Origin of the sequence: Persicobacter sp. CCB-QB2 (assembly GCF_001274635.1) — a bacterium.
GTDB lineage: Bacteria > Bacteroidota > Bacteroidia > Cytophagales > Cyclobacteriaceae > Persicobacter > Persicobacter diffluens.
The window spans coordinates 710,378-731,182 of sequence record NZ_LBGV01000001.1 but is presented as its reverse complement, the minus strand read 5'-3'; the positions used below and the strand labels follow the sequence as shown (position 1 = coordinate 731,182).

At 41.7% G+C, this 20,805-nt stretch carries 17 protein-coding genes; 6 read left to right on the top strand and 11 right to left on the bottom strand.

The annotated features are described in order from the left end of the window. Positions 1-203 precede the first annotated feature (203 nt). Positions 204-1,211, bottom strand: a complete 1,008-nt coding sequence (locus NG22_RS03375) for a hypothetical protein (protein ID WP_157600842.1) — start codon at positions 1,209-1,211, stop codon at positions 204-206. 421 nt (positions 1,212-1,632) lie between these two features. On the opposite strand from NG22_RS03375, the gene NG22_RS03370 reads away from it, so the two are divergent. Continuing rightward, positions 1,633-2,550, top strand: coding sequence for a DMT family transporter (locus tag NG22_RS03370; protein ID WP_053404413.1), 918 nt, complete (start codon positions 1,633-1,635; stop codon positions 2,548-2,550). Between the two features lie 278 nt (positions 2,551-2,828). Here the strand turns inward: NG22_RS03370 and NG22_RS03365 are convergent, their stop codons facing one another. Beyond that, positions 2,829-3,590, bottom strand: a complete 762-nt coding sequence (locus tag NG22_RS03365) for a LexA family transcriptional regulator (RefSeq protein ID WP_053404412.1) — start codon at positions 3,588-3,590, stop codon at positions 2,829-2,831. Between the two features lie 143 nt (positions 3,591-3,733). Next, positions 3,734-4,666, bottom strand: coding sequence for an alpha/beta fold hydrolase (locus tag NG22_RS03360; RefSeq protein ID WP_053404411.1), 933 nt, complete (start codon positions 4,664-4,666; stop codon positions 3,734-3,736). 113 nt (positions 4,667-4,779) lie between these two features. Here NG22_RS03360 and NG22_RS03355 point away from each other — a divergent pair, with 113 nt between their 5' ends. After that, positions 4,780-5,196, top strand: a complete 417-nt coding sequence (locus NG22_RS03355) for a (4Fe-4S)-binding protein (protein ID WP_072159021.1) — start codon at positions 4,780-4,782, stop codon at positions 5,194-5,196. A 373-nt stretch (positions 5,197-5,569) separates the two neighbouring features. Here the strand turns inward: NG22_RS03355 and NG22_RS03345 are convergent, their stop codons facing one another. The 4 genes from NG22_RS03345 to NG22_RS03330 form a co-directional block, all read right to left on the bottom strand. Then, positions 5,570-6,496, bottom strand: a complete 927-nt coding sequence (locus NG22_RS03345; RefSeq protein WP_082304972.1) for a PhzF family phenazine biosynthesis protein — start codon at positions 6,494-6,496, stop codon at positions 5,570-5,572. 441 nt (positions 6,497-6,937) lie between these two features. Beyond that, positions 6,938-7,795, bottom strand: a complete 858-nt coding sequence (locus NG22_RS03340) for an MBL fold metallo-hydrolase (protein ID WP_053404408.1) — start codon at positions 7,793-7,795, stop codon at positions 6,938-6,940. A gap of 83 nt (positions 7,796-7,878) precedes the next feature. After that, the gene (locus tag NG22_RS03335) at positions 7,879-8,826 is read right to left on the bottom strand and encodes an acetyl-CoA carboxylase carboxyltransferase subunit alpha (RefSeq protein WP_053404407.1); all 948 of its coding nucleotides are present in this window, start codon (positions 8,824-8,826) and stop codon (positions 7,879-7,881) included. Positions 8,827-9,060: 234 nt separating this feature from the next. Further along, a complete protein-coding gene (locus NG22_RS03330; protein ID WP_053404406.1) occupies positions 9,061-9,378 on the bottom strand; it encodes a rhodanese-like domain-containing protein in 318 nt (105 codons plus the stop codon). Positions 9,379-9,493: 115 nt separating this feature from the next. Here NG22_RS03330 and NG22_RS03325 point away from each other — a divergent pair, with 115 nt between their 5' ends. The 3 genes from NG22_RS03325 (at position 9,494) to NG22_RS03315 (ending at position 13,615) form a co-directional block, all read left to right on the top strand. After that, positions 9,494-9,910 (top strand): OsmC family protein, encoded by a 417-nt coding sequence (locus NG22_RS03325; protein WP_053404405.1) that lies wholly within the window; start codon positions 9,494-9,496, stop codon positions 9,908-9,910. A gap of 130 nt (positions 9,911-10,040) precedes the next feature. Beyond that, positions 10,041-11,231, top strand: a complete 1,191-nt coding sequence (locus NG22_RS03320) for a PLP-dependent aspartate aminotransferase family protein (protein ID WP_053404404.1) — start codon at positions 10,041-10,043, stop codon at positions 11,229-11,231. Between the two features lie 743 nt (positions 11,232-11,974). Next, the gene (locus NG22_RS03315; protein ID WP_053404403.1) at positions 11,975-13,615 is read left to right on the top strand and encodes a hypothetical protein; all 1,641 of its coding nucleotides are present in this window, start codon (positions 11,975-11,977) and stop codon (positions 13,613-13,615) included. A gap of 5 nt (positions 13,616-13,620) precedes the next feature. Here the strand turns inward: NG22_RS03315 and NG22_RS03310 are convergent, their stop codons facing one another. The 3 genes from NG22_RS03310 to NG22_RS03300 form a co-directional block, all read right to left on the bottom strand. Continuing rightward, the gene (locus NG22_RS03310) at positions 13,621-14,034 is read right to left on the bottom strand and encodes a hypothetical protein (protein WP_053404402.1); all 414 of its coding nucleotides are present in this window, start codon (positions 14,032-14,034) and stop codon (positions 13,621-13,623) included. Between the two features lie 354 nt (positions 14,035-14,388). Further along, positions 14,389-15,027 carry a hypothetical protein gene (locus tag NG22_RS03305; protein ID WP_157600841.1) on the bottom strand — a complete coding sequence of 213 codons (639 nt, stop codon included), beginning with the start codon at positions 15,025-15,027 and terminating at the stop codon, positions 14,389-14,391. 713 nt (positions 15,028-15,740) lie between these two features. Then, entirely contained in the window at positions 15,741-17,903 is a 2,163-nt protein-coding gene (locus NG22_RS03300) for a glutamine synthetase III (RefSeq protein WP_053404400.1), read from the bottom strand. A 349-nt stretch (positions 17,904-18,252) separates the two neighbouring features. Between NG22_RS03300 and mtaB the strand changes: the two genes are divergently transcribed. Beyond that, positions 18,253-19,596 (top strand): tRNA (N(6)-L-threonylcarbamoyladenosine(37)-C(2))-methylthiotransferase MtaB, encoded by a 1,344-nt coding sequence (mtaB, locus tag NG22_RS03295; protein WP_053404399.1) that lies wholly within the window; start codon positions 18,253-18,255, stop codon positions 19,594-19,596. A 418-nt stretch (positions 19,597-20,014) separates the two neighbouring features. Here mtaB and NG22_RS03290 read toward each other — a convergent pair whose 3' ends face one another. Then, positions 20,015-20,797: a hypothetical protein gene (locus NG22_RS03290; RefSeq protein WP_053404398.1), complete on the bottom strand. Its 783-nt coding sequence runs from the start codon at positions 20,795-20,797 to the stop codon at positions 20,015-20,017. Positions 20,798-20,805 lie beyond the last annotated feature (8 nt).

Genomic DNA, 20,805 nt, shown 5'->3' with positions numbered 1-20,805 from the left:
GGGAATTTACACCCTGCTCAAAAAAGTACATTGCAAATTAAAAGGTTTTTCTTTCTCGCACTAATTCCGAGGAAAGCTTTACACCTATGGTCCGAAAAGATTTTTTTTCAACTTGAATAGCGGCGCGCAATCGGTGAGAAATAGGTAGTCAAGAAAAACCCTTCCAAAAAAAAGCCGATCAAATGATCGGCTTCACTGTTTTTTTATCTTACCCGGAACGGAACCGTCCCAATTGAATAATCATCTATATAAAACTCTGCCTTGTACTCTCCTTTCTCAAAGATTTCCTTATTGGGAAGTAAGAAAGAAATCGTTTGGCCCGTATTATCAAAAAGAATTTCCTGATGTAATGAATAAACCATTAATTCATCCTTCACCTTAAATTCTCCTGAGGTCCCATCCGGATCCATAATCAGCTGCCCGTCTCCATCAATTAAACGGAAATAAACCTGATGTCCCTGCACATTGGCCACTTCATTAATATCTAAAACAATGGTAGCGCGTAAGAAATCCAATTGACGCAATCGGAAAGGATTTTCATAAACTTTATCTCGTTTATTTAACCCTTCCACAACTATAGATTTCGCTCTGAGCTTTTGAGCCAGTTCCAATTTCTCGGAAATTTTTTCCTTCTCCTGGTTCAGGCTTTTAAAATTAGCCTCCATATCATTTTGCTTAGTCTTCAGCTCCTGATTTTCCACCAACAAGCCTTCATTCACCGTCTTCAGTTTTGAAATCTCTTCATCTTTCACTACCAAAAGCTGCTCATAGCCTTTTAAACGCTTTTGAGACTCCACTAACTTGTATTTTAAAGACGACAAGGCATTATCAATCATGTCTTTTCGCTGTTCAGGAGAATATTTCGATTCCGGATCCTGCTCCTCACCTTCCATCGTCAGACTTTGTCCCTCCCTCATTGGCAATTGACGGCCATCCAACAAATACAAAATTTCGGCAATCTGATCCAACTCAGATTCCAACTGCACTTTTGCTCTGTACAACTCTTCGGACTGTCCATTCAGCGCCTCTATCTCCTGAATCCGATCCTCATATAAAGTGTGCATAGAATCCAATGACTCATAAGAAGCTCTTAATGCTGCCTTATTTTCATTCAATTCACGATTTTGACGATTAAACTGAAAAGTAGTTACCAATGTAATGGCTACCAGGGCCACCGTTACCAGAATAATCCACAGTCTTTTTCGTTGCATTTTTTGCTGATTTGTTCGCGACCCTTGAATTTGGTCCTTTAATTCTGTGTTGTCTTTTGTCAATTGATCCTTATCCATACCCAATAATAAACCTTGACCATGCCAAGGTAAAAAGTTCTTTATAATCTCCCAGCGTCCCTTAAAAAACAAAACGATCTGTTTTGCAAATTAAAGGCAGAATAGGCATTTTTCCTATCATATACCCATAAAAGGGTACTTCAAGTAAGATTAGTGCATCCTAGCTAAATATTTTGAAATAAAGCGAATTTTCTACCAAAAAAACCCTAATCAGGCTATTTTATGCCTTTTCTAGTCCAAAAAACAAGTCTTTTCTTGGCCTACTCTTACATTTTCTTGCACATCAACCTTTATTTTTCAATAATTGTGTCGAAAATCCTACATAATCTACAACATAATTTCCATGGGAAAAAACAATAATAAAAAAGGAATTTTGTTTGCCTGTACAACTGCCGCCTTATGGGGCTTTCTGGCCTTGGCTATTAAATTCGCCACCCAATACATTCCGCCTTCTTCTATCATCTGGGTGCGTTTTTCCATCGCTTTCCTTATTCTGGGAATGTTTTTAGGATTCCGCCAGCCTGCACAGCTCAAAATTCTCCTACGCCCCCCTTTTCTTCTAATTATGGCAGCCCTATGCCTTTCATTTAATTATTTAGGTTATGCGATGGGGATCGACATCATTTCTCCAGCAGGCGCTCAGGTCATTATTCAGATGGGGCCGATGTTGTTAGCCGTGGGAGGAGTCTTTTTCTTTAAAGAGCAGCTCAGTAATGTACAACTTTTGGGTTTTGGGGTAGTCTCCATCGGATTTTTCCTTTTTTACCGACATCAAATCACAGCCCTATTTGTAGGACAGGAGGAGACTTTCCTTTTGGGAGCACTTTGGGTGGTGGGAGCGGCCATCACCTGGGCGGTTTATGCATTATTTCAAAAACAGTTGGTCAGGACTTATCCCCCACAACAACTCAATCTATTTCTTTATGGCCTACCCACTTTACTCTATATACCGGTAGTAGAATTTAACAGCCTTATTGCTTTGGACGGTTTTGGATGGTTATTAATGCTTTTTCTTGGTCTCAACACACTGGTGGCCTATGGTTGCCTTTCGGAAGCCCTGAAATATACAGAAGCGAATAAGGTCAGTGTGATTATCACACTGAACCCTGTCATCACCTTTGCAGTTTTGGCATTGATGCAATTTTACGAACTTCAGTGGTTAAATGTCCCTAAAATGGATTTAAGCACTGCTTATAGTGGCCTGGTCATTCTCCTAGGGGTGGCAATGGTTGTTGGAAGCCCTAAAAAGAAATCTGCTTGAACTAAATCAGGATAAAACTCTGCATTTTATAGAAAAATAAGATTAGAAAGCAAATTATTAACCGTCTCAAAAACAAAAAATATCACATATTCCTTTGATAATTAGAAAGTATGTAATTGCCTATGAAAGTATTTACGCGATTGAATCACGTTATTCATATCGATTAGTTTAGTTTGTATCGCCTGATGTGGTAGTCAGGCGATTTTTTTTTTAGCAATTGCCACAAAAAACAAAAACCTCCCGAATGGAAGGTTATTTATCAATCAAATATTTAAAATTTACGCATCAAAAGCGCCAACGTGGTCCAAAATCTTCTCGACCAGGCTAGTGTCGGATGGAGAATCAAACTGGATCAGGGCATGAAATTCCCAGGCTTCTTTTATGGAAGTTAAATCCACAAAATAGGGTTCATAAATCGGGTTCAGAGAATAAAACATCATCTTATCGGAAGCCCCTTTCGCCTTGGCCACATTCTTACAGACCACGCCATCATCTGAAGTCGCTAAAACGTAAGTCTTTCCATGCTTGAGGTAATCTATATTCTCCACATATTTTCCAACGAAAATGGATCCGTTTGGAAAATAGGGTTCCATCGAATCCCCACTGATCGGAAAGGCACGATAAGTCCCATTTTGAGTATTAGGAATCGCAATTTTTTGTAGATCCTTTAAATATTCCGGATCATTATATCCTTCCAGATAACCTGCTTTGGCCTCCGTAGAGACAAAATCCACATTTTCATTCCCCTCTTTATCGAGAGAAATCGTCAGAACACGATCCAACGGTTTTTGCAATGAATTTTTATCCTGAGAGGACAGATTCTCCAAACCCACTGCCATGATATCCTCCCTGATGAGCTCATCAATGGTAATTCTGTAATGATCAGCAATCTTGGTCAGCACTGCGAAGTCCGGCTTGGTTTTTCCTACTTCATAATCCTTATATGTTGATCGCTTCAGCCCAATAATTACGGAAAACTTCTCCTGTGTAAGCCTCTGAGTTTTACGCAGGTATTTTAAGTTGTTTGCAAAATGATTCATGCAGGGAGTAAATTTAAAGCTCTACCTCAATTCCCAAAAGGCCCCACCTGTCATGATGGAGCACCTCCTGGTATTTTCAATTTTCAAGATAGGAAGAATCCACGAATTGTCGCACTTATCACCTAAAAAATAACGAGATATTATTACATCTGCTCCGCATTTTGCTCACATTTTTTCAGCCACTCCACCACCATAGGGAAATGATCCTCAAGGCATTCCCTGGCAATCAACATATCCACGTGACCATAATCTTTTAAATTACCATTGGCTTTGGAGAGCAAAACAAATTTATCCTGTTCTCCTCCGACCTCCTCCATTAATCGCCGAACATCTTCCGGGTGCCCCAATACCTTATCGCTTTTCCCTGCCAGGTAGAGCGTCGGGGCGACTTTTTGCGCTTTAAGGCCTTTCTGGTAATCAAAACCATCCACCGGATCCCACCAAGGACTCTTTCGAACCCATTCGACCACCTGCAAATAATACTGCAGCGGTTCATCATCCGCCCCTATGCCTAATTGCCTTACCGGGAAATAGCCTTTTCGTTGGCTATACCATTTAAAAAGACGATTCCAGAACAAATCGACTTTAAAAAATCTTTCCATATTCCTGACCAAAAGAGAGCGCTTACTCCCAAAATATACCTGACTACTCACGGGCAAACCAGGAAACCTCCCTAATAAAGAAAGTAACAAAACACCACCCCAGGAATGCCCAATAAAGTGAATGGGCCTATTGGGGCGCAAAGTCTGCACCTCTTGCAGTAATGCCGGAAGCTCCTCCACAATAGCATGGTGCTGATCCGTTTCAAAGCCTTTTGCTATTTTCGGAATACTGCCCCCCCTGCCGGAAAGGTCGGGCACAAAAACATCAAAACCTGCCTTGGCCAAATAGGGAGCCAGCCCTCTCCCCTTTTCATTGTAAAAAATCCTACCATTTTCCATGGATCCGTGAAGCGCAAAGGCCACCGGCCCATTCTGATTTTGGTAAATTCTTTTCATATGCAGGCGGTGATGCCGAAGAGGAATCATCAGGCTATCCATATGAACAATCTGCTCAATTGGGCTAGAAGTTTTCATTTTGGGAAGTTTATCTTGGGTTTATATCACACAAGAATTTACTAAATATTGAATCATTTAAACAACCACTTTTTCCAGCAAGACGTAAATATTGTTGTAATTCATCCCTAATTATGCCATCATCCATCAAAGAATATCAGAAAGGTAATACCATTGTTATTTGGAATCCCGATTTATGTACGCACTCTGCGAATTGTGTAAATGGATTGGGAAGCGTTTTTAATCCTAACACCAAGCCTTGGATAAATGTGGATGGCGCTTCTGAAGCGGAAATTAGAGCTCAGGTAGGTAAGTGTCCATCCGGAGCTTTGAGTATTAAAGACGCTGGAAGCAATGCTGTAAATATCGATAGTTCGACAAAAATGACGGTGGTGAAGGGTGGACCCATTCTCTTTGAAGGAGAATGTGAAATAATTGGCGCAGATGGAAACACCAAAAAATTAAAAAAAGGTGCACTATGCCGCTGTGGAGCTTCAGGGAATAAGCCCTTCTGCGACGGAAGTCACTCTAAGATAACTTTTGATTCCTAGTTCGTTTAATTGGGCGAAGGAGGAGCCCAGGCTGAAGAGCCAAATATCTTTCGCGAGATAACTCCTAATTCTCTAATGATTGCTTTTTCTTTCTGTTTATCAGAAAGGTGGCACGGTAGCCTGATGGATACCGTGCTTTTTTCTTTTACCTCACTTCTGAAAAATGCCTTTGAAAATATTAATGAGGTGGAATTATGGATACTTAAATTCTCCTTTAGCTGCGCGGTAAAAAACGAGGTCATCGCTCCCTATTTCGAGTTTTTTCCAAACTGACCGATGAAATTGAGCAAACAAGCTTAATACAATTAATCGCATTTCACGGACATTCCCCCCCCTTGGTGTGAATCTCTTTATCAGGTGGTGAATATTTGGGTTAATTGGGCTGATTTTTTGGGGTAGAACTATATTTTCGTACTGTTCCTCCCACCCAAACCCCATTTCCGGTTTGCGTATCATACCTCACCTCCAATGAGGAGGCGGTAGGCAAGTGCTCCGCTTGTAATATCTTAAAAGAAAAGGAAGTGGGCTCATATCTAGCCCTCCAAAAGCCACCCAAAGCGGCGGCGGCAGCACCTGTTGCCGGGTCTTCGTAAACTCCACCCACAGGAAAGAGATTCCTGGAATAAAATAAAGCTTTGTCTTGTTTGAATAGAAGACTAATAGTCAACAGATCTTCTTCCAACATAAGATTTCGGACTCCCACAAAATCATATTCGATTTCCTGAAGTTTAGCGCGAGAATTAATAAATATCAAAAGATGATTGGCCCCTGCATTTGCAATTACCGGAAGGTGATTGCGATCCAAATCCCCTGGAAAAAGATCACTTAAATCCATCATCTTCCTCACCAAAGAAGACTCTGCCCGCCGATGATGGCAAGGAGGAGAAAGAAATGAAACCCCAGCTAACTGACCCTGTTCCAATAAGCGGGCCTGTACCTTCACCTGACCGGCCTTCGTTTGGAATAAAAAATTACCGGCTCCCTGCTCCCATGCCAAATGAGCCCCTACGGCCAAAGTCGCATGACCACAAAAAGGGACTTCTGTCTTGGGGGACCAATACCGAATTTCCCATTCCTTATTTCGCCCCATAATAAAGGCCGTCTCCGAATAGCCCAACTTATCAGCGAACGCCAACATTTCAGCATCAGAAATCAAATCAGAGACCTGAAAAACACCAGCAGGATTCCCCCCTTTCTGCCCCAGACTAAAAGCTGCATAATGTGAAGCATTTTCAAGCATTTGGTGATGGATAAATTCGTTTCCCTGCATACTGGATATATCTATTAAATTATTTATCATTCACCGCCAAAACCCTTTTTAGCCTTCCAAAATTTCTATCTACCCACAGCCCCTTATAGAATTTAAGCCGGATTGTTCCTGCTTATATCCTCACTTAGATGCATGATGAGAAGAATGATGGAAAAGTTCTCTCATTCAAATTTTCTCCAACGAAACAGAAGTATAAGAAGAAAGCACGCTTGCCCAAATTTGGGCTCTCCATAAATCAGCAAACACATGCTTATTGAGCTAAAAATAAGACATTTAAGATAAGCTACTAAGTCTAGCACTGAAAAATTGGGGTTAATTTTCTATGTACTCACGGCAATGAGCTTTTTTTATTGCAACGAATACGACCAAAATAAAGACAAAAAAGGGAGTAGCACTTTTTATGATGTCCTACCCCCTTTTATGTCGCTGGCTTATTTAAGTATTATTATTCAAACCTAAATCTTTGCTAAGCTAAGCCATTTCTACTCCTTCCAAAGCTTCAGCCAGGCTCATTCGTTCATTTAATCTAACACCTTTCTCTGTCATTTTCACGGTACAAACCTCCCACTCTAGGTCGTGCTCCAGAAATAACAAGTAATTTCCTTCCGCTGCTTCCTGTAAAAAGGTCTGCTTCTCATCCATGGTCAATAAAGGGCGTGTATCATAGCCCACCACCCAGGCCTGAGGCACATGGGCTGCTGTTGGGAGCAAATCAGCCATAAACACCACCGTTCGATCCCCAACTTTCAACTTGGGCAACATTTGTTTTTCAGTATGCCCATCACAAAATACGATCTCAAAGGGCAAATCGTGCCCATCCTCCACAAAATGAAGTTGTCCTAAAGTTTTCAGGGGTAAAATATTTTCCGGAAGAAAGGAAGCGCGCTCCCTTGGGTTAGGATTGTCCGTTGCCCAATCCCAATGCCCCTTTGAAGTCCAATGCTTAGCATTCGGGAATTGATAAGCAGGCTGCTTTTCTTCCCCCACATGAATAATGGCTCCCCCGGCATGATCGAAATGGAAGTGGGTAAAGAAAACATCTGTAATTTCTTCCGGCTTCACCCCCAACTTTTCCAAAGAGCCCAAAAGAGATCCCTCTCCCGAAAGAAAATAGAAACTAAAAAACTTCTCCGACTGCTTATTACCAATGCCGGTATCCACTAATATCTTACGATCACCTTCCTCAATCAGCATGCAACGCATGGTCATGGGAAGCATGTTATTCTCATCAGGTGCAATGGCTTTACTCCATAAGGACTTAGGAACCACCCCAAACATGGCGCCACCATCCAACTTAAAATCTCCGGTATCTACCGCATGTATCTTCATATCTCTGCTGTAATAAAAAATAAAAAAAGCCGTATGGAGTTTATCACTCTATACGGCTTTTCAATATAATTAGAAAATATTCATTATTCCACTACTACGCCCATGTCTGAGAATTTGTCGATACGCTGGATAATGCGATCGCTTTCCGACATAGCACTCAATTCCTGAACGGTACTTAAAATTTCCTCTTTCAGAATCTTGGACATCGCTTTAAGATCCGTATGCGCCCCTCCTAATGGTTCCGGGATAATTTTATCCACCAATCCAAAGGACTGCATATCTTCCGCGGTCAATTTCAATGCCTCAGCCGCCTGTTCTTTGAACTCCCAGCTTCTCCAAAGAATGGAAGAACATGATTCGGGAGAAATCACAGAATACCAGGTATTCTCCAGCATCATCACGCGGTCTCCAATGGCGATACCCAAAGCACCACCCGAAGCTCCTTCGCCAATCACAATACAAATTACCGGCACTTTCAAAGAGAACATCTCTTTCAGGTTACGGGCAATTGCTTCTCCCTGTCCTCTTTCTTCTGCCTCCAATCCCGGATAAGCACCTGGAGTATCAATCAAGCAAACAATCGGCTTGTTGAACTTTTCCGCCATGCGCATCAAGCGCAAAGCCTTACGGTACCCTTCAGGGTTGGGCATACCAAAACGACGTTCCTGACGTTCCTTGGTATTTCTACCTTTCTGCTGACCGATAAACATGAAGGTCTCCTGGCCAATACGACCAAATCCACCTACCATGGCTTTATCATCTGCTACTCCGCGGTCTCCGTGAATCTCAATGAACTCGTCGGTGATCTCATGGATGTAGTCAAAGGTATACGGGCGATCAACGTGGCGAGAAAGCTGCACACGCTGCCAACGCGTTAAGTTACGGTAAGTCTCCGTCTTAAGCGTTTCAATCTTTTCCTCTAATTTGGCGACCGCATCGGAAACATCTACACCGCTATCCAGTGCCAGTTGTTTCATATCTGCCAGCTTGGTCTCAAGCTCGACTATGGGTTTTTCAAATTCCAAAAGCATATATTTATTGAAGCCTGTTTCAAAATGAAGACACTAAGATATGTGGTTTTTCCTTAAGATGCATCACTGATTTTTATCAGAAAAAATAACCACAAAAGCACCTCACTAAACAACAGGCTGATTATCAAAAGATCAACGATTTAATTTAATGCTAATTCGGCTGATTCCCTAAGCGAAAAAAATCTTTTTCAGGAAACCCGCGCCTTTCTCCGCACCCAAAATCGTTAGATTATTCTAGTACTGGACGATGCTATCGTCAATTTCTCGGCCATATGCTAAAATACCGCCAACCAAATTGTACAAATTATCATAACCCTCATTATCCTCCAAATATTCGATGGCGGTGGCGCTTCTTTTACCGGAACGGCACATCACGATCACCTTCTTATCTTTGGAGATTTCATCAGCACGGGCCGCTACCTCTCCCAAAGGGATCAATTCCCCATCAATATTGGTCAACTCATACTCATGATTTTCACGAACATCTACCAGCTGGAAATCCTCTCCGGCATCTTTCATCGCCTTTAAGTCCTGTACTGTTATTTCTTTCATGGTTATAGATTATTTAGTTTTTATTTAAATGGTTCGGCATGAAGTTATGCAAAAATGCCTAAAGCTTTCTACTTTTACGAACATTTCATACTACAATAACCAAATAATTTGTCTTATGAGTCTGGAGCTTCATAGAATCAATGATGCCTACCATATGGAGGCTAAAAATGCTGATGGCAACACTTTAGAAATGGACGGTTCGCCCGAAATTGGAGGTGAAAACAAAGGGATGCGCCCGATGCAATTGCTACTGGCTGCGGTAGCCGGTTGTTCCTCTATTGATGTGATTTCCATATTAAAAAAGCAGCGTCAGGAGTTAAAAGACCTAAAAGTAGACGTAAGTGGAGAACGTGAACCTGAGGGAAAGGCCAACGTCTGGACAAAAATTCATTTACACTATAAACTTTGGGGTAATTTGAATGAGAGTAAAGTCGCCAAAGCCATTGAGCTTTCTAATGAGGAGTATTGCTCGGTAGGAATCATGCTTTCCAAAACGGCCAAAATCACTTATACCTTCGAAATTTTTGAATAGAAATTCTTCTTTTTCCCAAAGGAAGTTTTAACAGTAACAGCCTCCTGGCCTTTTTTCACCATTAGGCTGAAATTTTGGTGCTATCTTTTGAGGAAGCTTTATTTTGCTTTCGCAAAAATGATTATTTGACATGGACAATCAACAATTCGAAACGAAGGCAATTCGTACCCAAACGGCCAGAAGCCCGCACGGAGAACATGCCGCCCCTATATATACGACCAGCTCTTTTGTATTTGAAGATGCAGAAGATGCCCGCGCTCAATTTGCCAATGAAAAGGAAGGCGACATATACACCCGCTATTCCAATCCCAATAACAATGAATTGGTGGAAAAGCTTTGTGCTATGGAAGGCACGGAAGACGGCTTTGCAACAGCTTCCGGGATGGCGGCGATGTTCACCTCTTTGGCAGCATTTGTGGGTCAGGGAGATCATGTATTGGCCAGCCGATCACTCTTCGGAAGCACGCACCAAATTCTGACACAGATTTTACCTAAATGGGGCGTTTCTCATACTTATGTGGACGTGAGCACACCTATTGAAGAATGGGAGCAACATATTCGTCCGGAGACCAAGATGATCTTCGTAGAAACTCCATCCAATCCTGCTTTGGACATTTTGGATCTGGAAGCATTGGCGCAGCTGGCCAATAAACATGGTATTATCCTGAATGTGGACAATTGTTTTGCTACGCCTTACCTTCAGAACCCAGCCAAGCTTGGGGCGCATATCGTTACCCATTCCGCAACCAAATATATGGACGGGCAGGGACGAACCATTGCGGGGGTAATCTTGGGAAAGGCAGAACTTATTGAGCAGGTAAGGTTCTTCGGTAGACATACCGGACCCGCATTATCTCCCTTTAATGGATGGATCATTTCTAAATCCCTGGAAACCCTGGCCATCAGAATGGAGCGCCACTGTGCCAATGCGTTGGATTTAGCAAAAACGCTGGAATCACATGAAGAAATTAACTGGGTGAAATATCCGCACCTTCCCTCTCACCCACAATATGAATTGGCCAAAAAGCAGATGAAGCTGGGTGGCGGAATCGTATCCTTTGAAATCAAAGGAGGAGTAGAAAGGGGAAGACGCTTTTTAGATGCTTTGCAAATGTTGAGCCTTACCGCCAACTTAGGGGATAGCCGCTCTATTGCGACCCATCCCGCCTCTACCACGCACTCGAAGCTAAGCCCGGAAGAACGACTGAACGTAGGCATAACCGACGGACTTATCCGTATTTCTTGCGGACTGGAACATATTCAAGACATCAAGGCCGACATTCTGCAAGCTATTGAGGTTAGCGCTAAGGTTCAGGCCTAGGAAAGTTCCCAATAAAGGGCAAAATGAAATACAAACAGCTTAAGCCGTTTTATGAAAAGCGGACACTATTCAGAGCATGTTTAAAAGCACACCATCCGGCTGCCAATTCGAATTATTGGAAGTGATTTTGGATAACTTCTCAAAAATAGCGATGCTATTCTCTCCAAATAATCCTTTATCGCTTCCGTAATACTTCAAATTTTCGCTGTGAATTTTGGCTTATAAACACGCTCTCATTCAAAAAGACTGATTTTGGGAAGATCGTCTAAACGATTCTACCGAAAATGCTTCGATGAAATTTCATTCCATACGCACTGATGCCGGATTATGCATTCTTCAATCCTCATTTAGCTGCATGGAGGGGAAAAACGAAGGAATAGTTGCCTATTTCGAGTTTTTTCCAACGAAGCAAAGGAATGAGGAGAAAGCACGCTCACACCAATTTGGACTATTAAAAAATCAACGAATCCAAGCTCAAAGAATTAATAGTGACATCGTTGGGTCCAGTTGATAATTCTAGCGGTGAATTATTCGAGTAAAGAAGTTTTGACTTGAGTTTCCGACAATTCCTAAGCCAAAAGGCCATCGAAAATCCTATTTCGATGGCCTTTTTCATATCACCCTTCGATGATTAACCTCTTTTATTCCAAATTCCTTTTAAAAATTTAATTTTATTTAACCCAACCTCCTCCAATATTTTTTAATTTAAGCTCTTAAAATTTTTATTCTGCTAATTATTATCTATGATCTTTATTATTCTCTGCATCATTGCATTATTAACCCTGGGAACTGGTATCTATTTTTTCTTACCTACCTTGGCCTATGGTTATTTTGGACTTCCCCTCTTGTTGGTGGTCGTACTATTACTTCTTTTTAGTGTAAGTAGAGCAGTAGAGGGTAATGCCCCACAGAAAAAATTCTCCGGATTCATCTTATTGATCACCTTTTTCGTGCTCAGTTACCTCACCATCGTCTCTTTCGTTACTACCGCACCTATCATACATGCCGATGATTATCAGGTATTATTAGGTAAAGTCAAAGAGGGAGATAATTTCGCCAAACAGATCGCCCCCATTTCTGTGGAGGAAATCCGAACGGTGGATCAGGCTGTAGCAGAACGTTTAGGAGATAAAATTTTGGGCGCCAAGCCAGCTCTGGGCAGTCAGGTGGACCTGGGAGAGTTCACCATTCAGCAATTTCAGGGTAAATTATACTGGATAGCTCCTTTGCTTCACTCCGGATTCTTCAAATGGTTAGACAACAGGCAGGGAACTCCAGGCTATGTAATGGTATCTGCGACCAATGAACGTGACGTCCGCCTCGTACAGGAAATTGATGGCCAGCCGCTCAACATCAGGTATCAGCCCAATGCTTTTTTTGGAGACAACCTCAAACGTCATTTATTCTTCAATGGCTATGCCTCTAAGGGTTATACTGATTACACTTTTGAAATCGATGAAAAGGGTTACCCTCATTGGGTAATCACCCAATATGAAAAGAAAGTGGGCTTTTCAGGCAAAGAAGCTATTGGAACCATCATCGTAAATCCGGAAACCGGAGCTCAACAAGCCTACACCATCACTGAAACACCGGAATGGGTGGATCGCATTCAGCCCTATGATTTTGTAAAAGAACAATTATCCGACTGGGGCGAATTTGTACAGGGTTACTGGAATTTTTCTAATGAAAACAAGCTGAAGCCAACTGAAGGGATGTCATTAGTTTTTGGTGCAGATGGCAAAAGCTATTGGTACACAGGATTAACTTCCGTTGGAGCTGACCAGGGGACCGTAGGCTTCATGTTGATCGATACCCGCAGCAAGGACGCCACCTGGTTCAAACAAGTCGGCGCTACAGAAACGGCTGCTATGTCTTCTGCCGCAGGAAAAGTCCAAGAGAAAGGTTATGGCGTCACCTTTCCGGTGACTTATAATATCAATGGTATTCCGACCTACGTCATGTCTTTGAAAGACCGAGGCGGATTAGTAAAGATGATCGGAATGGTTTCTGTTGAAGATTACACCATTGTTGGAGTTGGCAATAATATCAAGGAATGCTTACGCGCCTACAAGAATGCAGTCAATAGTAAGGGACACCTCAATATCCCTTCAGAGAATAAAAACACCCTGCAGCTAGAAGCTAAAGTATTAAGGGTCGGTAGCGACGTGAGAAATGGCAATATGAATTTCTATCTGGTACTTGCGGGAGCCGAAGATCGCATTTTCATCGGTAATACCATGATCTCCAACGAGCTTCCGGTCACCCAAAAAGGAGATTTGGTGAAGGTCACCTATGACGATGACCTTAGCGAATTGGTAGATCTGGTAGATTTCAACAATTTGGATATCAAGCTAAGAAACGAAGTCCAAACAGTAGAAAATTAATATCTTTAGGATTGGTCGCATTTGATCAATAACTCAAAAGGGCTTTTATCCTGATCCAGGGTAAAAGCCTTTTTTTCTTCTGCTGAAAGCCGTGCATCATTCGCATCCGTAATCAGGAAATAAGTCAGCTTCTCACCGTCGAATTGAGCATGAACACCATATAAAGCCTCATCCCCTACTTCAGTTAGCATCTCTTGTTCCACTTCCGCAATAAAATCCTGAATATCTTGAACTGATTTCACTTCAATGCTATTACACCCAAAGTTAAAGCCCCAATCCACCGTTGCGACCATCTCTCCCCAATCCCAATTGTCCATGAACGACTCCATCCTGGGACCTTCCCCTTCAAATTCAGAACAACCACATAATACCAAGGCACTTATCAGGGTTAATGTGTAGACTTTAAATCGATCACCCATGATTAAAATAAGATTAGTTTGATTTAAAGTTAAAAAATTTATTCAAATAATTAAATCAACTCCTTCCCTCCGGTATCATTTACGCATCAAAAGGATTAACATACTGAAAATAAGATCTATTTACCCCCCTTATATTACAATGCTCATTGCCGAAATGAAAAGGATTTTAGTGAAGCAATTCCCATCCCAGACTTCCCCTTGATTACTTTTTGTTCAAAAAAGAAAGAAGCCGTAGCACAAACGCGCACGGCTCTCAACAATATAGCAATCTGGATGAATTTTCGAACAAATGGGGGATGAACCAAGGTCATCCCCCCTACTTTTTGTACAACTATCAAAAATAAATGAACACTTTTACTTAACCGTCACCCCTAAACCTTCAAGGAGCTGCTCATTGTCCTTCAGAGCAATGCGTGCCACCTGAATAAAATCACTCATCCACAACTGCAATCTTCCGAATTGTTCTGACTTCACTGCATTCATGGACTGTAAAATGCCTCGATGACGCTGCACCTGTGACTTTTCATTTTCAATTAAGCCAAACTCCCTTATGGCGGACTTCACTACTCCCTCATTGATTTTCACTGCTTTTAACGCTTCAGTCAGCTGCTGGTCTCCCTTCAAACCGTAATAAAACCTTCGCATGGACAACATGCGTTCCGACATATTATCACCACAAGGGGCCACCAAATCAAGTGCTCTCAAAACAGGCTCCTGAGCTTTGAATTTTACCATAGCCAGCTTTCGATGTTCTCGATATCTCGCTTCAAATTTCTTAAATCGCTTTTGATAAGCAATAATAGCCTGTTCCACCTCAAAACTTAATTTTCGAGTAGCTTCTAATGCCTGCACATAATTCTCATAAAGTAAATCACCCTCTGCGATCGTTTCTTTGGTATAACCATACTCAGCTAAATATAGCCCTACCAGCGGTTGGCTGATGGCAGTATCCAAGGCAGCTCTGATCACCCCCAACATAGTCGTCTCTTTCATAAGTGATGATTTAATTATTCAATATAAGTTAGTCAAATCGGATTATGTAAAAATAGGAACGCCAGCCCTCTTCGAAAGGTTAAATTCAAACCACATCACTACATATAAGTTTTTCCTATTTTTTTTATAAATATTTTTTCCAAAAGAAAGAAACCCTTTATTCCAATTGCCATTTTAGACAAGTCTTATTTTATTATTCATCCCAATCGATCCCCAAAAGCCATAACCTGCCCCTATACAAAATCGTTCATCGAAAAACTTTACCCTATTTAGGATGCTAAGAACCGCTTTTGACTCCTCAAGTCACTCTTTTTTTCATTCAATCGTTCAGAAACATGAAAAACTTGTCTAAAATTAACAAGAGCGATGCGCAAAAAGTGCCTATATCAATTAGGAGCGTTATTCTTCTCCCCCCAACTCAAAAAAAGAACAATCACCTCCAGCTGAGAAAAATCATACAAAAAAATATTTAAAAAAAACATCAAATGCTTTTTCTCTTTTTTTTACCATTAAATACAGCCTATTTTCATCAAGCACCCTGTCCCTCATCAAAATACACCTCTAATTCCCTATGCTTTTTGCAACGAGAATTCATGGTTATCTTTATTATCCTGCATCGAAACTCTACAATTGGTTTCTACCAAAATCAAAGCACAAAAAAACCTCCGCTCAAAAAAGAGCTGAGGTTTTTAAATCTTTTGCTATACTATTAATTAACGTAAGAATAACAACTCACGGTATTTAGTCAATGGCCAATCTTCATTGTCAACATAAAGCTCCAACTTGTCAACCGCATAACGGATCTCTTCGAAATACTTTTCTTTGATACCAAAGCAGTAAGCTTTTGCTTTCTCAGTAGCATCCTCGATCTGATTCACTTCCTTACGGGCGTTCGTCATGTTGGTGATCGCTACTTTCAGATTAGACAAGTGCTTGTTGATTTTTTCGATAGTAGAAACAATCTCTGAATTATCGATTCCAAGATCCTTAAGCCCCTGAGCGTTTTGGATCAATTTGTTTTGATACTGAACAACGGTAGGAATGATATGGTTCGCTGCAAGGTCACCCATTACACGAGACTCAATCTGAATCTTGTTAATGTAGTTCTCCTGAAGGATTTCTACACGTGCATGAAGCTCACGCTCCGACAATACATGGTGCTTACCGAACAAAGCAACCGCTTTATCAGAAATGTAAGCCTCCAATGCCTCTGGAGTAGTCTTAATATTTGGAAGACCACGCTTCTCCGCTTCAACAACCCACTCATCAGAGTAACCGTCACCTTCGAAACGAATCGCTTTAGACTCCTTAATATAACGACGCAATACGTCAACAATTGCCAAACGCTTTTCTTTTCCGCCTTCGATAGCTGCATCAACCTCATCAGCAAACTGCTGAAGCTGTTCTGCCACAATTACGTTCAATACTGCCATTGGGCCTGCACAGTTCGCATCACCACCCACTGCACGGTACTCAAATTTGTTACCGGTGAAAGCGAATGGAGAAGTACGGTTACGGTCAGTGTTATCCAACAAGATTTCAGGAATCTTGTCAATACCCAACTTCATGTACATGTTATCGCCTTTCTCTACCTCAACATTACCGTTGTTTTCCAACTCATCCAATACAGCAGTCAACTGCTGACCGATGAAAGCGGAGATAATGGCCGGAGGAGCTTCGTTTGCACCCAAACGGTGATCGTTACCTGCCGAAGCAGTAGACGCACGAAGCAAATCAGCGTGCTCGTGAACCGCCTTAATGGTGTTTACGAAGAAAGTTAGGAACTGCAAGTTCTCACGTGCAGAAGAAGATGGCTGCAACAAGTTAACCCCCTGATCAGTGATCAAAGACCAGTTGTTGTGCTTACCAGTACCATTCAGATTAGCGAATGGCTTCTCGTGGAACAATACTTTCAGGTCATGGCGCTCCGCCACTTTGTCCATCAAGTCTTGCAATAATTTATTATGATCCGAAGCTTTATTTACTTCCTCGAACAATGGTGCCACCTCATACTGAGAAGGCGCTACCTCATTGTGACGAGTAGAAACAGGAATACCCAATTTCAAAGCCTCGATCTCGAAATCCTTCATGTAATCCAATACACGAGGAGCAATAGTACCAAAATAATGATCATCCAACTGCTGACCGCGCGCTGGAGCGTGACCGAACAATGTACGACCAGACATTACCAAATCAGGACGTGAGTAATACAATCCTTTGTCAATCACAAAGTACTCTTGCTCACAACCCAAAGAAGCAGTTACGTGGTTTACGTTACGATCGAAGTAACGACATACACGAGTGGATGCTTTATCTACTGCCTCGATTGCCTTCAACAAAGGAGCTTTGTAATCCAAAGACTCAGAAGTATAGGAAACGAAAACGGTAGGAATACAAAGTGTATTACCAAAGATAAAGATTGGAGATGATGGATCCCAGGCGGTATAACCACGTGCCTCGAAAGTAGAACGGATACCACCGTTCGGGAATGAAGAGGCATCCGGCTCCTGACGGATCAAAGCTTCACCTTTCAAACGCTCAAGTCCTGCAAAGGCATCAAAGAAAGAATCGTGCTTTTCAGCAGTTGAACCGGTAAGTGGCTGGAACCAGTGAGTATAATGTGTAACTCCTTTGTCCATTGCCCAGGTCTTTACTGCAGCAGCAATCGCATCAGCAGTATCAACGTCAATCTTTTTACCATTCTCGATGGCATCTTTTACTCTTTTGAAAGTATCAGGAGCCAAGGTGCGCTTCATTTTCTCTAGGTCAAATGAATTTACACCGAAATAGGATGAAATCGGTTCTGCTGGTTCCTCCACCTTTACAGCGGATCTTTTAGAAAGCTCTTCTAGCGCTTTGAATCTCAAATGTGCCATTTCAGTTCTTGTAGGGTTGAAAATTAACGTGATTTCTTACATATCTTAAATCACGGCTGTATTAACGGCTCAAATATAAGCCTGAATTATTTACAAACACAAGGTATCAATCAATTTTGGCTAAAAAAACACCCCTACGTAATATTTACGATCTTTTCAAAAAACAATTTCTGAAATACGAATCTCAAAATCCTACTCCCTTATCAGTCAATCAGTTTGCAGAATTAGAAAAATATTAATTGAATGATTAAAATATGTGAATATATTATTCTAACTAACACATCGCCAACTGTTATTTATTGCGCTATCAGAGCAAAAAACGGCCAAAAAATCACTACCTTTGCGCGCTATGAAAAAAGTTGCGTTTTATACTTTAGGCTGTAAGCTTAACTTTTCAGAAACCTCCACTATTGCCCGCAATTTCGAGGAGAGAGGATATCGAAAAGTCGAGTTTGATGCCAATCCGGACATCTTCATTATTAATACATGCTCAGTAACCGACAATGCGGACAAGAAATGCCGCAAAGTGGTGCAGGAGGCAATGAAGATCAACCCGAAGGGGTATGTGGCCATCCTCGGATGCTACGCACAGCTTAAACCAAAGGAGATTGCGACCATTGATGGCGTGGATGCCGTATTTGGTGCTGCAGAAAAATTCCGCCTATTGGACATTTTGGATGAGAACTTCCAACCCAAGGTGGATCCATTTACCCAGGAAAAGAAAGCAGAAGTATACTATTCCGATATAGAGGATGCGTTGGATTATCATAACGCCTATTCCTTAAATGACCGCACCCGCACTTTCCTGAAAGTGCAGGACGGCTGCGATTACCCATGTACTTACTGCACTATTCCAATGGCTAGAGGAGCAAGCCGATCCGATACGATTGAGAATGTAGTGAAATCTGCCAAGGAGATTGTCGCAGCAGGCGTTAAGGAAATCGTTTTAACCGGAGTAAACACCGGAGATTTCGGTATCCGTAATGGACAGCGGGAAGATAAATTTGTGGATTTGGCGAAAGCCCTGGATAAAGTGGAAGGTATTGAGCGCATTCGTATTTCTTCTATCGAACCGAACTTATTGACAGACGAAATCATTGAGTTCACGGCACAGTCTGAGAAATTCGTCCCACATTTCCATATTCCTTTGCAGTCCGGTTCACCGGAGATCCTGCGATTAATGAAGCGTCGCTATAAAAGAGACCTTTATGCCGACCGCGTCAAGAAGATTAAGGAACTGATGCCCCATTGTGGCATCGGGGTAGATGTGATCGTGGGCTTTCCCGGCGAAACAGAGGAACGCTTTCTGGAAACTTATAACTTCCTGAGTGAATTACCAATCTCCTATCTACACGTATTCCCCTATTCTGAGCGCCCCAATACCGAAGCGGTAGATATGGGAGAAGTGGTGCCGATTAAGGAAAGAAGCAAGCGCGCAAAAATGCTTCGTATCCTTTCTGAAAAGAAAAGAAGACAATTCTACCAGGAACATATTGATAAAAACTACACCGTATTATTTGAGGATGAAATCCATGAAGGTAAAATGCTTGGCTTTACTGAAAACTATATACGTGTGGCAGCCAAATATGACCCAATGCTGATCAATGAACTGAAGCAGGTGAAGATGAAAAACATCAATGAACAGGGACAGATGGAGATTGATGAAATCGAAACCATATTCGAAAAACATTAAGCCGGAGTTCAATGCTTAAATCCTCGTTTAGCTGTAAGGCGGGAAAAATGAAGGAATAGTTTCCTATTTTAAGTTTTTTCCAACGAAACAGATGAATGAGGAGAAAGCAAGCTTGTCCAAATTTGGGCTAATTCAAAGCTAAGACAACGATTTGTACTCATTTGACTATAAGCATCTTGCACTTAATCAGAAAATTTAGCGATGAATAATTCGGCTTAATAACCCAATCCAAAAATTAAAAAAGGGAACGCTTCAGAGGCATTCCCTTTTTTTTCACCTTTCAATAAATACTCCCCGAAAATCACGAAGCAGAGAATCCACCCTTCAGCAAGTAAAGGATACATCTGGAGGAGGAACAAAAAAAGAGACTGGTCAACACCAGCCTAAGATCAAAAAACACGGGCCACTTAATTCCGCCTTATTTTTTATAAAATTTCTTTCTTTGCTCCCCTACTATTAAATAATATAAACCAGTCTCCGCCTGACTCATATCAATTTCCTTTCCGGCACCTCCCACAATAAAATTCCCATAAGCATCTTCCACTTCATAAGCCACCGCTTTATTCAGATACAGCTTAGTGGAAACGCGTTCCGGGTAAAAAGTGACAGGGTCCTGAAAATTTTCATAATCCACCACTTTAGAATAGAAGGTCTTTCCTACAGAGGCCAGAAATCGAATGCGATAGCGATTATTCCCTTCCTGATGCGTCACCGGCAATTGAAAAGATTCCCTATCCATATTATCCGATTGATGACTACCGGCTATAGTCCACTTCCCCTCCACCAGTCTTTGCAGAATAAAAGTTCCGCCCAGACCATTTCCATCTACCGTCCAATTTATATTTTGCTCATTGACCGATATTGCCAGAAAGGTAAATTTCACTTTGGGGCGCAATACCTGCGGATTAATTACCTTTGGAGGCAAAGACCCATCATACGTAATGAGCACCTTAACGGAATCATCCACCTTTAACGTATTTAATGGAATAGTGTAGGCTGAGGATGTGGGATGCGCTAAAACTTTGGTACCGTTTAAAAAAACTTCAGCTGTAGCAAAACCGCCATCCGGCAATTCGGGATTCTGCACATATAGATCTCTCCCCTGATAAAGGCCACGAATAACCAATTCCCCGGCAACGCCTAATGCCGGCAGAAAACACAGAAAAAAAATAAAGATAATATATGCTATTCGAAGACCCATAAAGTTTA

Coding starts and splice junctions, on each gene's coding strand:
- NG22_RS03375 (WP_157600842.1), bottom strand. CDS start 1,211: ATGCAACGAAAAAGACTGTGGATTATTCTGGTAACGGTGGCCCTGGTA.
- NG22_RS03370 (WP_053404413.1), top strand. CDS start 1,633: ATGGGAAAAAACAATAATAAAAAAGGAATTTTGTTTGCCTGTACAACT.
- NG22_RS03365 (WP_053404412.1), bottom strand. CDS start 3,590: ATGAATCATTTTGCAAACAACTTAAAATACCTGCGTAAAACTCAGAGG.
- NG22_RS03360 (WP_053404411.1), bottom strand. CDS start 4,666: ATGAAAACTTCTAGCCCAATTGAGCAGATTGTTCATATGGATAGCCTG.
- NG22_RS03355 (WP_072159021.1), top strand. CDS start 4,780: ATGCCATCATCCATCAAAGAATATCAGAAAGGTAATACCATTGTTATT.
- NG22_RS03345 (WP_082304972.1), bottom strand. CDS start 6,496: ATGATAAATAATTTAATAGATATATCCAGTATGCAGGGAAACGAATTT.
- NG22_RS03340 (WP_053404408.1), bottom strand. CDS start 7,795: ATGAAGATACATGCGGTAGATACCGGAGATTTTAAGTTGGATGGTGGC.
- NG22_RS03335 (WP_053404407.1), bottom strand. CDS start 8,826: ATGCTTTTGGAATTTGAAAAACCCATAGTCGAGCTTGAGACCAAGCTG.
- NG22_RS03330 (WP_053404406.1), bottom strand. CDS start 9,378: ATGAAAGAAATAACAGTACAGGACTTAAAGGCGATGAAAGATGCCGGA.
- NG22_RS03325 (WP_053404405.1), top strand. CDS start 9,494: ATGAGTCTGGAGCTTCATAGAATCAATGATGCCTACCATATGGAGGCT.
- NG22_RS03320 (WP_053404404.1), top strand. CDS start 10,041: ATGGACAATCAACAATTCGAAACGAAGGCAATTCGTACCCAAACGGCC.
- NG22_RS03315 (WP_053404403.1), top strand. CDS start 11,975: ATGATCTTTATTATTCTCTGCATCATTGCATTATTAACCCTGGGAACT.
- NG22_RS03310 (WP_053404402.1), bottom strand. CDS start 14,034: ATGGGTGATCGATTTAAAGTCTACACATTAACCCTGATAAGTGCCTTG.
- NG22_RS03305 (WP_157600841.1), bottom strand. CDS start 15,027: ATGAAAGAGACGACTATGTTGGGGGTGATCAGAGCTGCCTTGGATACT.
- NG22_RS03300 (WP_053404400.1), bottom strand. CDS start 17,903: ATGGCACATTTGAGATTCAAAGCGCTAGAAGAGCTTTCTAAAAGATCC.
- mtaB (WP_053404399.1), top strand. CDS start 18,253: ATGAAAAAAGTTGCGTTTTATACTTTAGGCTGTAAGCTTAACTTTTCA.
- NG22_RS03290 (WP_053404398.1), bottom strand. CDS start 20,797: ATGGGTCTTCGAATAGCATATATTATCTTTATTTTTTTTCTGTGTTTT.